The organism is Paracoccus sp. (in: a-proteobacteria) (assembly GCF_046462195.1).
Lineage (GTDB): Bacteria > Pseudomonadota > Alphaproteobacteria > Rhodobacterales > Rhodobacteraceae > Paracoccus.
On the sequence record NZ_JBKGUN010000202.1, the window covers coordinates 1 to 11407 of the forward strand.

Below are 11407 nucleotides of genomic sequence, written 5' to 3' on the forward strand. Positions count from 1 at the left end.
GTAGCTCAGCTGGATAGAGCGCTGCCCTCCGAAGGCAGAGGTCACAGGTTCGAATCCTGTCGGGTGCACCAAATTTGTGTAATTTATCTCTATAAACAGTCTGCCTGAGACACTTACCCCACATTTCTCCCCACATGCTTGGATGGAACAGAGTGGTACGTGAGGGAAGTAACGAACGCTATGTGCAAAGCACATTAAGCTACACCAACGATTTGCGGTACTATAGGTCGCTCTTAGCTCCATGATGGAAGCGAATCGTGGCCATGATAGACAGGATAATTCCGCAGTGGCGGCCCGTTCGTAAAGAGCTACGTCTCGGGCCCTCGAAATACGCGGAGGTCTTTGAAAGCAACTAAGGCCATCAAAACAGGAAAGAATACTAAAGAAACAGCGATTTGCGCTTCGGCATGAGCTGGCCCGACCAAGAGCTGGCCGACATTGCTTGTGAAGGGCCTCCAGTTGTTGCAGGACGCCATGGTTGGCATGGCTCATCGCCGGCTTTTACCGCCTTTCAAGCTCTTTCAGCGCTGGACGGGACGGATCAGCCCGTCCACTGGCTCGGCCGGCAGAGGCCGCCGGGCCTGGGCTTCGCGCCACATCGCATAGCCGCCCGCCAGCGCGATCATCCCGGCACCTAGCAGCATCGGCAGGTCGGGACGTTCACCAAAGACCACGGCCGCCACCAGCAAGGCAAAGCCCAACCGCGTATAGCGGAAGGGCGCCACGGAGGAGGCCTCGCCCAGTCGAGACGCGGCGACCAGCGTCGCATATCCCAACACCCCGAAGATCACCGTCCCCCCCAACAGGCCCAGTTGCCAAGGATCGACCGCCACCGCGGCCTGCCCGTTTGCCAGCCCCAGCGCCAGCCCACCCGGGACCATGGCGCCATAGGCCGAGGCGGAGAGCTGGTCCGAGGGGACGCCGGTCGGAATGCGCCGCGTGGCCAGATCGCGCAGCGTCAGTCCGGCCACGCCCAGAAGTGCCCAGATCATCGCTGGCTGGAAGGCGGCCGTGCCCGGCCGAAGGATCAGCAGCACACCGGCAAACCCGACAGCCACCGAGGCCCATCGGCGCCATCCGACCTTTTCGCCCAGAAACAGGGCTGCGCCGAGCACCAACGTCAGCGGCAGGATCTGCAGGATGGCCGAGGTGGAGGCCAACTCGCCAACCGCCAACGCGGTGACAAAGCTGAGCGCGCCCACCACCTCTCCCAGATTGCGCAGCACCACCATTGGGTGCAGCAGCGCCCGCGTCCACAGCGGCTGTTGCCGCCGCGCCAGGCGGAACCAGAAAACCGTCATCGCCAGGATCCCGGTTACTGCGAGCAGCTGCCAGACAGGCATCCCTTGGGTCAAAGTCTTGATAAAGGCGTCCTCGATGGCAAACATCGCCATCGAGGCGGTCATGAACAGCGCCGCCCGGCCGTTGTCTGACAGGCTTGTCACGCGGGAACTCCTTCCTCGAGGCGCAGGATCAGGTCGGGCAGTTCAGCAAGGCTGCTCAGCTGGTGCAGGCGGGGGTGATCTGGGGACTGGGCATGCTCGGCAGCCCAAGTCAGATCGTGAGGCACCAACACGCCCCATCCGCCCAGTTCCAGCGCCGGCAGCACGTCGCTGCGCATGGAGTTTCCGGCCATCAGGAAATGCTTGGCGGCAACTCCATGCCTGTGCAGAACGCGGGCATAAGCTTCCGTCGACTTGTCCGCCAGGATTTCCACCGCCGCGAACCGCTCCGCCAGACCTGAGGCAGCGATCTTGCGCTCCTGGTCCATCAGGTCTCCCTTTGTGATCAGGATCAGCTGCCGTCCGGCCAAGGCGTCCAGCGCCTCCTCGACGCCGGGCAGCAGATCAACCGGATGGGCCAGCATCTCCCGCCCCAGCTCCAAGATGCGGCCGATGGTGCGACCGTCCACTGTGCCATCCGTCAGCTCGATGGCGGTCTGGATCATGGACAGCATGAAGCCCTTGATTCCGTAGCCATAGTGCTCGAGGTTTGTCCGCTCGGTCTCAAAAAGCCGGGCGGCGATGGTCTCGGCTTCGCCATGATCGGCAAGAAGGGCGCTGAACTCGGCTTCGGTCAGCCGGAAGAAGGTCTCGTTCTCCCACAAGGTGTCATCGGCATCGAGCCCGATGGCGTCGATCATGGAACTCTCCGTCATGTTCCGCCTTGGCCTGAGCACATCACCAAACCAACATTCCCGGAGGAGCCACTCCTAAATTGCTGCATTCCTTAAAGCCGCAAGCCGGGACACGTTCAACAGGCAAACCTTGCATCTCGACAAGCTGACTGCAGGATCGGAAGGAATTAGTATTCCGGCTGCTCTACACACAGCAAATATTCAAAACTATGGGAAATTTCGTTCCTCAGTCGAAACGGCCAGCCGCTGCCCAGTATCTGTATCAAACAGATGCAGGTTGCTCCGCTCAAAACGCAAAGGCAGTTTTTGGCCGAGGCTCCGAGCCTGCTCCGAGGGAATGCGCACGGTCAACTCTCGCTCCCCCAAAAGGCAAATTGCTAGTGTGTCCGAGCCAAGTTCTTCCAGAACGTCTATCGTCACTACGAAATCTGCCTCCTGCGCAGCACAAGGCACAAGATGCTCGGGGCGCAGACCAACATCAACCGTTGTACCCACCGGTACTGTCGAGGAGGGAAGAGCAATGGCAGTGCCCTCGCATGCAACGCCGACACCCTTATCTGAAGAAACGGTTCTTCCGGGAAGAATATTCATCTGCGGAGAGCCGATAAACTCGGCAACAAAACGGCAATTTGGACGTTCGTATAGCTCGAGTGGCTTGCCGTGCTGAACAATTTTTCCCTTTCGAAGAACGACGACCCGGTCCGCCAGCGTCATCGCCTCAACCTGATCATGCGTCACATAGACGGTGGTCGTACGGAGCATCCGGTGAAGGCGTTTGATCTGCGTGCGCATCTCGACACGAAGCTTCGCATCAAGGTTCGAGAGCGGCTCATCGAAAAGAAAAACTTTTGGCTTTCGGACAATCGCACGTCCCATTGCAACTCGTTGGCGTTGGCCGCCAGAAAGCTGACCCGGGCGCCGGTCGAGCAACTCTTCCAGTTGCAGGATGCGCGCCGCCTCTGTAACCTTCTCGCGGATCACGGCTTCAGCTTCACCCCGCATCTTGAGGCCGAAGCCGATGTTCTGCCCCACTGTCATATGGGGATAGAGCGCATAGTCCTGAAAAACCATCGCGACGTCCCGCCCCTTTGGCTCGACATCGTTCATCAGTGTGTTGCCAATATGCAGGCTGCCGCCACTGATGTCCTCAAGGCCAGCTATCATACGCAACATCGTTGACTTTCCGCATCCCGAAGGACCCACAAAGGTCACGAATTCTCCGTCTTCGATCTCCAGATCGACACCGTGGATCGTCTGGACCGCTCCATAGCGTTTTACGATCCTCTCCAAGCCGATGCGCGCCAACTGCTTCTCCTCCCGATGTACCCGCGCCTCCAGGCGCCAATGTCATACTATCAATAATCTTGACACTATCAATAATGATGTGATTATCGATACTATCTGTAGTGAGGAGCGAATATGGGTGTGGCAGGAGCCTTCATGTCTGAAACGCAGCGCAGCCGCAGCGAACAGGTTGAATATGCTCTTCGCCGAGACATTCTGCTGGGCACCTTGTCTGCGGGCGAGCCACTGAGGGAACTTGACTTGGCTCAACAGTTTGGCGTGGCTCAAGGAACGATACGCGAGGCGCTGATGCGGCTGTCTGAAGAAGGCCTGATCATACGGCGGGCCCGACGTGACACGCATGTCGCGCCAGCAAGCTCAGACGATGTAACGGAACTTCTGCGCATCCGACACGACATTGAATGTCGAGCTGCTAGCAGGATCATCGAGGGTAGTGGCCCCCTGCTCGTGAAGAACTTGAATAAGCTCCTTCAGTCGATGCGTTTGGCGGCCCTGCAAAAGGACGAATATACCTTGCTGGAGCAGGATTGCCTGTTCCACCTGCGTCTCTTTGAAGCCGCTTCCATGCCGGCAGTTGAGCCCATTCTCCTGCGTTGCCTGGTTCATACGCAGCGATACAAGATCCTGAACAGTCAGCCGCAGGAGCGGGACTTGCTGGCAACGGCCGATCGCCATGTCTCGATCATCGAGGCGCTTGAAGCTCAAGCGCCAGAGGATCTGATGCACGCTTTGTCTCATCACATAGCCACCATTGTCGACTTCGGGCCCCAGGTGCTGCCTGCCCCGGGAGTGGCAAGAACATGACCTTAACCCTCGCTCCGGAGATGAGCGCGGTTCTTGACCGGCTTGCCCGTGAGGACAATGACCTGCCCGACCCCACAACTCTGCCTCCTGCAGAGGGGCGTGCACTGGCCGAGGCCACCAATCGGCGTTGGAACACCCCCAAGCCCGCCATGGCACGCGAGCTTCTTGTCCAGACATCGGATGGACGTAGGGCATATGCCTACATCCCGCCCCACGACACGGGCGACCGTGCCATCCTTTATGTCCATGGTGGAGGCTGGGCTTTCTGTTCAGCGGCCACTCACGAGGGCGCAGCGCGACAGCTTGCAAGCGCCACCAAAACGGCGGTCGTGACCTTTGATTATCGTCTTTCTCCAGAGCATCCCTATCCGGCAGGACTTGAGGATTGCCTGGCTGTCTGGGCAAGTCGTGAGGAAATACTCACGGGGCGTTCGTGGTCGGTTGCGGGAGACAGCGCCGGCGCTAACATTGCCGTTGCCATGATGATCCGTTTGCCCGGGCAGGACCTGCCTAAGGCAGGGTTGCTCTTTTATGGCGTTTACGACGCGGATTTTGAAACCAGAAGCTATCAAGAAGTAGCGGAAGGTCCTGGCCTGACACGAGGCAAGATGCAGCGCTACTGGGACTTCTACGCAGATGAGGCTGCCCGTCTTGATGACCCGTGCCTGACCCCTGCCCGAGCACCTGACGCATTGCTAGCCAGCCTGCCACCTTTGTACCTGAACGCAGCGCAGATTGATCCTCTGCGCTCGGACAGCGAGCGCTTCGCAGCACGCCTGCACTCGCTCGGGCGGAACGACCGCTTCGACATGGTCCCGGGCGTTGTGCACGGGTTCATGCAGATGAGCCTGTGGCTACCGCAGTCGGTGGCTGCCTATCGTCGCGCGGGGGAGGCTTTTAGCGCGATGATTTAACATGGTCGTCAAGACTTGCAGAATTTCCAGTTCTTTTGGGAGGAGAAAAGGAATGAAAAAGACAATCAGCCTGCTCGCGCTCATGGCCGCTATGGCGCCTGGCCTTGCGAGTGCCGACAGCACAGTTCGTTTCTGGTATCACTTCGATAACCCTGAAAACCCGATGTCTGACCTCGTCTCGAAATTCGAAGCCGAGAACCCTGGCATCAAGATCGACGCGATGAACGTCCCGTGGAACAGCTACTACGACAACCTTTATACGGCGATCGTCGGCGGCAATGCCCCGGATGCTGCCATGTTGAAGATGTTCGCGCTGCCCCGGTTGCTGGAGATGGAAGCACTCGAGCCGCTGGACGATCAAATTGCCTTCTGGGACGGACGAGAAAACGTCCTTGAGAACCTCTTCGACCTAACACGCGCGGAGGATGGGAAGCAGTACTACCTGCCTGTTCAGTACGTCGCCCTCTACTTGTACTACCGTGCCGATATGTTCGAAGAACTGGGCCTGACACCTCCACAAACTTGTGAGGAACTGCGGAATGCGGCGATCAAGCTGACTCGGGATACCAATGGCGACGGCAAGATCGACCATTATGGTTTTGGCTTCCGGGGCGGGAAATCCGGACACGAACACTGGGGTGTTTTCACCTTGGGTTCTCCGGAGGTCGAACTAGACGACAGCCTGACATCAGAGGCAGGCGTTGCTGGTACCCAGTTCGTTGTCGACCTTTTCCGCGAAGACAAGGTTTTTCCGCCTTCGGCTCCCAATGACGGATTTCAGGAAATCATCGGCGCCTTCAAAACGGGGGTGACAGCAATGACCATCCATCATGTCGGCTCGTCCAGTGATCTGGTCGCCGCATTGGGCGACAAGGTTGCAGCCGTTCCGGTTCCCGAATGTGCTGGCGGGCGCTGGACAACGTTTGGCGACGAGTCCACCGGGGTCTTTGCCAATGCTTCGGACAAGGAGGCCGCCTGGAAATGGATTTCCTTCCTGTCATCGGAAGGCAACAATGCCCTCTTCAATACGGCAACAGGCCAGCTTCCGGTAACAAAATCTGACACGGCGAATTGGAGCGGGCACGAGGCTCGCTTTGTGGAGGCGACCGAACAGTCCCTTCCCTTTGCTAAGCTACTGCCGGCATCCTCAAACACGCCTGAGTTTGTAAACACAGTGTGGCCGGCCAACATGCAGCGTGCACTTTTGGGCCAGATTACAGCCGAGCAAATGAACGAGGCGATCGCAAAGCTGTTCTCCAGCAACTGATTATTGCGAGGTCGGGCTCAGCCCGGCCTCATGAACTCACACGCCTGTGAACTGCTCCACAGGGCCAATAGAGTTTTGCCTGATGACAACCATTCAAGTTTCCGAGCGGGAGGGAAGACCCTCCAGGTCGCAAGGATCGCTCTGGCGTCATGTTCTGCCGCTGGCCCTGCTCTCACCGGCGGTACTGGTCACGCTTGCTATTGTCTTCTTTCCGATGGTCCAGACGGCCTGGATGAGCCTCCACGAATACGTCCTGTTCCGGCCTAGGAACTTCGACTGGGTCGGGCTCCAGAATTATCGTGCCGTCTTTCAAGACGAGATCTTCTGGATCTCGCTGCGCCAGACTACGCTCTGGATCGCAATCACTGTGCCTGCGCAAGCCCTGCTAGGGCTGGCAACAGCACTGCTTCTCAACCAGAACTTTCCTTGGCGCCCGCTGGCACGCGCGTTGATCATCATTCCTTGGGCGCTGCCCTCGGTCGTGATCGCCCTGATGTGGGCATGGATCTACGACTCAAACTACGGGATCCTCAATGACCTGCTCCTGCGCATCGGTATTCTTGAGACGTCGATCCCCTGGCTGGCCAACCCCGATACCGCCCTCTACGCGATCATCCTGACGCTGACCTGGCAAGGTTTCCCTTTCTTTGCCGTGATGATCCTGGCCGGGCTGCAGTCTATTCCGCGCAGCTACTATGAAGCGGCCTCCCTGGACGGAGCGTCGTCCCTGCGGCAGTTCTGGCACATCACCCTACCAGGCATATCCGGTGTTCTTGTGACTGCGATCCTGCTGCGCACGATATGGGTGGCCAACTCAATGGATGTCATCTTCGTGATGACCGGCGGCGGCCCCGGATATTCAACCTACACTCTTCCCCTTTATGCCTTCCTCGAAGCCCGTACTAACCTCAACTTCGGCTACGGCTCGGCCCTTGCGATGACGTTCACGCTGCTCCTGCTAGGGGTCGTCGTGCTTTACCTGAAACGTACAGCCAAGGCGGTGCAGTGATGGCTCTGGGACGCAAGTCGCTCTTCAAGCGGATCCTGACTGTAGACCTGCCGATGGCGGCAATCCTCGTGTTTACCTTGGGCCCATACCTGTGGATGGCACTGACCTCGCTGACGGCCGAAGACCAGCTGTTTACCCGTGGCCCCTCGATCTTCGATCTCGTCTGGAGCAACTACGAAAGGCTCTTCGCCAATGTCGGCTTTGCGCGGAACATGCTGGACAGCCTCATCGTAGCCTCGGGCACGGTGGTCGTCGGGCTGGCTCTCTCGGTCACGGCTGCCTACAGCTTTTCCCGTTTCGAGTTCCGCTTCAAGCGGTTGCTGTTGTTGCAGTTCCTGCTGATCAATATGTTTCCGCTGGTCCTGCTGATCCTGCCGCTCTTTGTACTGATGCGTCAGCTCGGGCTTCTCGACACCCACTTTGCGCTAATCATCGCGAACTCGACCATCGCCATCCCGTTCTCTGTCTGGATGATGACCAGCTACATCAACGGCATCCCCAAGTCCTTGGACGAGGCTGCGATGACGGACGGATGTTCTCGCATGCAGGCATTAGTCCGGGTGATCCTGCCGCTGTGCATGCCCGGTATCATCGCGACCGGGATCTATATCTTCATCACCGCCTGGAACGAGTATCTCTATGCTCTAACGCTTGGTGGGCAGAACGTGCGCCCGATCACGGTCGCCGTGCAGACAATGATCGGTGAATATCAAGTACAATGGGGTTTGCTGACAGCGGGCGGCATTGTCGGGGCCATGCCCGCCACCATCCTCTTCCTGATTGTCCAACGCCGGCTTGTCGGCGGCCTGACCCAAGGCGCGGTAAAGGGCTAACCATCCTCTGCTGCCGTCGCGGCACGGCAGCCTCTACCCGAAGGAAACTCCGTGAAAAACCCAATCGGCATCATCTCGATGCAATACACGCGGCCGTTCACCAACGACGCGCTCCCCTACCTGAGAAAGACACGAGAACTCGGCTTCGACTTCATTGAACTTCTGGTCCCCGAGCCTGAGGACAATCTCGATATTGCGGAACTGCGCCGCATCTGCAGCGGAGAGGGGCTGGAGGTAGTGCTGGCCGCCCGGGTCAATTTGCAGCGCTCCATTGCCAGTGATGACCCTGCCGCACGTCAGGGCGGCATCAACTACCTGAAATCCTGCATCGATGCTGCCGACAGCCTTGGGGCGACGATCATCGGCGGGCCGCTTTATGGCGAGCCGCTGGTTTTTGCAGGACGCCCGCCCCAGCCGTGGAGTTCCGAGCAGATTACGACCCGCGCCCGGAGAACTGTCGATGGTCTTTCCGAAGTAGCACCACTGGCGGCCTCGGCTGGCAAGGTGTTCGGGCTGGAACCCCTCAACCGGTTCGAAACCGATATCGTCAACACCACCGTGCAGGCCAATGAGGTCGTCGACGCCGTGGGCTCACCGGGACTGGGGGTAATGCTGGACACCTTCCACATGAACATGGAGGAGCGCTCAATCCCCGATGCGATCCGGGCGGCGGGTCAGCGGCTGGTGCATTTCCAAGCGAACGAAAATCATCGCGGATTTCCAGGCACAGGCAACATGGACTGGGCTGCCATCATGCGCGCGCTGCATGAGACAAACTACGCCGGGCCGGTCTCGCTCGAGCCCTTCCGTCGGGATGATGACCGTGTCGCCTTGCCCATCGCTCACTGGCGCGCCCCTCACGAAAACGAAGACAACAAGTTGCGCGCAGGCCTCGAACTGATCCGCTCGGCACTGACACTTGCAGAGGTCAATCACTGATGACGATCAAGATCGGATGGATTGGTTGCGGCCGTCATGCCACCTGGATGCTGATGCCGCAGCTGGCCCGCAGCGGCTTCGAGATTGCAGCTGTTTGCGACCCGGACGGGGCGGCCGCGCGGGGTGCCGCACGACAGTTCGGAGCAAAAGCGGTCTACTCCGACTACAACGAAATGATCGCGGGAGCGGATATCGATGCGATCGGGATGGCCGTGGGTCCAGACATCCACTTCCGCGCCACTCTGGCCGCCATCAAACGCGGGCTGCCGGTCTTTATGGAGAAGCCTCCTGCAGCGACGGCCGCGCAGGCAGAAGAGCTTTTGCGCGCCTCGGAGAAGGCCAACGTGCCGGTGACGGTCGGCTTCATGAAACGTTACTCAACCGGCAACAAGATCGCGAAGAACATCCTGGACGGTGGAGCTTTTGGGCAGGTTCTGGGTATCCACGGAAGCTATATGACCGCGCCTACCTATTTTGCAGGTGAGGTGGATTACACCGGCTTCTATCTTCATCACTGCGTCCATTACATGGACCTGATCCCTTGGTTCGCGAACTCCGAATTTTCTGACCTGAAGCTGCGCAAGAGCATTCCTGCCAAAGGCAAGATGCTGCTGCACCTGAACTTCGAGTGTGAAAACGGTGTCATCGGCAACATCATCATGGGCACCGTTCAGTCCCGTGGGACGCCGATGGAGTTCGTCCAGATCATGGGTGACCACAACCGCGTCGAGGTTGACAATGTCATCAACGTTGCCTGGCATCGCGATCCTCTCTTCAAGGCCGATGATGCCATAGCCACCCTTGATGCAGGATCCGATACCCTCACCTGGACGCCCAACTTTACGGCCGCTGCAAATGAAGACCACAAGGGGTATCATGCCCTGCTCCTGGAGGTAGCGGCCAAGATCAGAGGAGAGAGTGATAATGCTCCGCAAATCCGCGACGGCTGGCTGGCAATGAGGCGGCTGGAAAGGATGGTTGCACTGGTCGAGAAAAAGTAGCGCATGAACATCTGGGGTGACAACGGTTCATCGCCCAGCCTCCATGGGATGGTGCATGTGGACCTGTCGCAATGGAGGGTGGAATGGACTAGCAGACGCCTGTCACGACCTATGTCGGCCTCGATATCTCACTGGCGGAGACGCATATCTGCGTCCTAGATCAGGATGGGAAGCGCCTGTTTCAAGGGTGCTGTGGCATCGGATCCCGATGCCTTGACCCGCAGCATTTAAGAGAAGGCGCTCAACTGCCAGCGCGTCGGTATGGAAACGGGTACGACGCCGCCGTGGTTGTGGCGTGCGTTGCGCACGGGGATTGCCGGTCATTTGCATGGATACACGGCATGCGAACCGTGCGCTTTCCATGCGCAGGAACAAGACGGACAAGAACGACGCGCAAGGGTTGGCGGAACTCATGCGGATCGGGTGGTTCAAAGAAGCTAATGTCCGCAGCCCTCAGACCCAGTATGTCCGGTCGCTTCTGTCTGCCCGCTATCAGTTACGCCTGTCCCGCAAGGACATGCTCAATCAGATGCGGTGGGTCGTGAAGTCATTCGGCCTGTTCACGGGCAGCACCGCGACCCGCAGGTTTCCGGCCATCGTACGTGAGATCATCCAGTAAAACCCGCAGTTCGGCCCCCTACTCATCCCTCTTCTGGCGGTGCATGACGCTCTCGCCGCTCAGATCGCGGCTTATGAAGACGAGTTGAAGAACATCGCAGAATGCGATCCGGATGCCCGACGTATCATGACCGTTTCAGGCATCGGCTATCTCGTCGCTCTGAAATTCATTACGGCCGTGGATGATCGGCGCGGTTTTCTTCCTCCAACAAGCTTGGGCCATATCTCGGGCTTTCACCCCGGGTGCGGCAGTCCAGGGAGGGGAGTTGGTCGGCCGGTATAGGTCATGCCTCGGATCGGATCATGCGATCCTACCTGTATCTGGCGGCAACCGTGGTTCTGACCAAGACCGCCGGCTGGTCGGATCGAACTGTTGTCAAGGAACAATCGCTCCCGCAAGGCGGGGCCTTCCCACAAGGCGGCTCGCCTCCCTTCGCTCGATCAAGGGGTGTCTAGCTCGCCACCACGCAAGGCCCGCCGCGGAGGGCGGCAGGCTGATAGCTTCGGCTCAAGACAAGAGATTGAGAAAGCCCGGCTGGTGGCCGTGCTTGCCTTCGATCCAGCGGACGGGCTGGGGGAT

11 protein-coding genes, 1 tRNA gene and 1 pseudogene are annotated in these 11407 nt (G+C 58.9%); 10 read left to right on the plus strand and 3 right to left on the minus strand.

Annotation, left to right across the window (positions count from 1 at the left end):
• Window positions 1–71 (plus strand) — tRNA-Arg (locus tag ACLHHB_RS12360).
• A 450-nt stretch (window positions 72–521) separates the two neighbouring features.
• Here ACLHHB_RS12360 and ACLHHB_RS12365 read toward each other — a convergent pair.
• The 3 genes from ACLHHB_RS12365 to ACLHHB_RS12375 form a co-directional block, all read right to left on the minus strand.
• On the minus strand, window positions 522–1445 hold the full coding sequence (locus ACLHHB_RS12365; protein WP_410218585.1) for a DMT family transporter: 924 nt from the start codon (window positions 1443–1445) through the stop codon (window positions 522–524).
• Complete coding sequence (locus ACLHHB_RS12370) at window positions 1442–2143, minus strand: HAD family hydrolase (RefSeq protein ID WP_410218586.1); 702 nt, start codon at window positions 2141–2143, stop codon at window positions 1442–1444. Before ACLHHB_RS12370 ends, ACLHHB_RS12365 begins: the two co-directional genes overlap by 4 nt.
• Window positions 2144–2344: 201 nt before the next feature.
• Window positions 2345–3442: an ABC transporter ATP-binding protein gene (locus ACLHHB_RS12375; RefSeq protein WP_410218587.1), complete on the minus strand. Its 1098-nt coding sequence runs from the start codon at window positions 3440–3442 to the stop codon at window positions 2345–2347.
• 135 nt (window positions 3443–3577) lie between these two features.
• Here ACLHHB_RS12375 and ACLHHB_RS12380 point away from each other — a divergent pair, with 135 nt between their 5' ends.
• From ACLHHB_RS12380 to ACLHHB_RS12420, 9 genes and pseudogenes are all read left to right on the plus strand, one after another.
• Entirely contained in the window at window positions 3578–4246 is a 669-nt protein-coding gene (locus ACLHHB_RS12380; RefSeq protein WP_410218588.1) for a GntR family transcriptional regulator, read from the plus strand.
• Complete coding sequence (locus tag ACLHHB_RS12385) at window positions 4243–5160, plus strand: alpha/beta hydrolase (RefSeq protein WP_410218589.1); 918 nt, start codon at window positions 4243–4245, stop codon at window positions 5158–5160. Before ACLHHB_RS12380 ends, ACLHHB_RS12385 begins: the two co-directional genes overlap by 4 nt.
• Window positions 5161–5212: 52 nt before the next feature.
• On the plus strand, window positions 5213–6427 hold the full coding sequence (locus tag ACLHHB_RS12390; RefSeq protein WP_410218590.1) for an ABC transporter substrate-binding protein: 1215 nt from the start codon (window positions 5213–5215) through the stop codon (window positions 6425–6427).
• Between the two features lie 82 nt (window positions 6428–6509).
• Complete coding sequence (locus tag ACLHHB_RS12395; protein ID WP_410218591.1) at window positions 6510–7436, plus strand: carbohydrate ABC transporter permease; 927 nt, start codon at window positions 6510–6512, stop codon at window positions 7434–7436.
• Complete coding sequence (locus ACLHHB_RS12400) at window positions 7436–8269, plus strand: carbohydrate ABC transporter permease (RefSeq protein ID WP_410218592.1); 834 nt, start codon at window positions 7436–7438, stop codon at window positions 8267–8269. The genes ACLHHB_RS12395 and ACLHHB_RS12400 overlap by 1 nt, the downstream gene beginning before the upstream one ends.
• A 51-nt stretch (window positions 8270–8320) precedes the next feature.
• Window positions 8321–9208, plus strand: a complete 888-nt coding sequence (locus ACLHHB_RS12405; RefSeq protein WP_410218593.1) for a sugar phosphate isomerase/epimerase family protein — start codon at window positions 8321–8323, stop codon at window positions 9206–9208.
• The gene (locus ACLHHB_RS12410) at window positions 9208–10209 is read left to right on the plus strand and encodes a Gfo/Idh/MocA family protein (protein WP_410218594.1); all 1002 of its coding nucleotides are present in this window, start codon (window positions 9208–9210) and stop codon (window positions 10207–10209) included. Before ACLHHB_RS12405 ends, ACLHHB_RS12410 begins: the two co-directional genes overlap by 1 nt.
• Before the next feature lie 295 nt (window positions 10210–10504).
• Window positions 10505–10828 (plus strand): transposase, encoded by a 324-nt coding sequence (locus ACLHHB_RS12415; protein WP_410218595.1) that lies wholly within the window; start codon window positions 10505–10507, stop codon window positions 10826–10828.
• 200 nt (window positions 10829–11028) lie between these two features.
• Window positions 11029–11283, plus strand: a pseudogene (locus ACLHHB_RS12420) (transposase); the annotation flags it as partial.
• Window positions 11284–11407 lie beyond the last annotated feature (124 nt).

Coding starts and splice junctions, on each gene's coding strand:
- ACLHHB_RS12395 (WP_410218591.1), top strand. CDS start 6,510: ATGACAACCATTCAAGTTTCCGAGCGGGAGGGAAGACCCTCCAGGTCG.
- ACLHHB_RS12380 (WP_410218588.1), top strand. CDS start 3,578: ATGTCTGAAACGCAGCGCAGCCGCAGCGAACAGGTTGAATATGCTCTT.
- ACLHHB_RS12370 (WP_410218586.1), bottom strand. CDS start 2,143: ATGATCGACGCCATCGGGCTCGATGCCGATGACACCTTGTGGGAGAAC.
- ACLHHB_RS12410 (WP_410218594.1), top strand. CDS start 9,208: ATGACGATCAAGATCGGATGGATTGGTTGCGGCCGTCATGCCACCTGG.
- ACLHHB_RS12385 (WP_410218589.1), top strand. CDS start 4,243: ATGACCTTAACCCTCGCTCCGGAGATGAGCGCGGTTCTTGACCGGCTT.
- ACLHHB_RS12400 (WP_410218592.1), top strand. CDS start 7,436: ATGGCTCTGGGACGCAAGTCGCTCTTCAAGCGGATCCTGACTGTAGAC.
- ACLHHB_RS12390 (WP_410218590.1), top strand. CDS start 5,213: ATGAAAAAGACAATCAGCCTGCTCGCGCTCATGGCCGCTATGGCGCCT.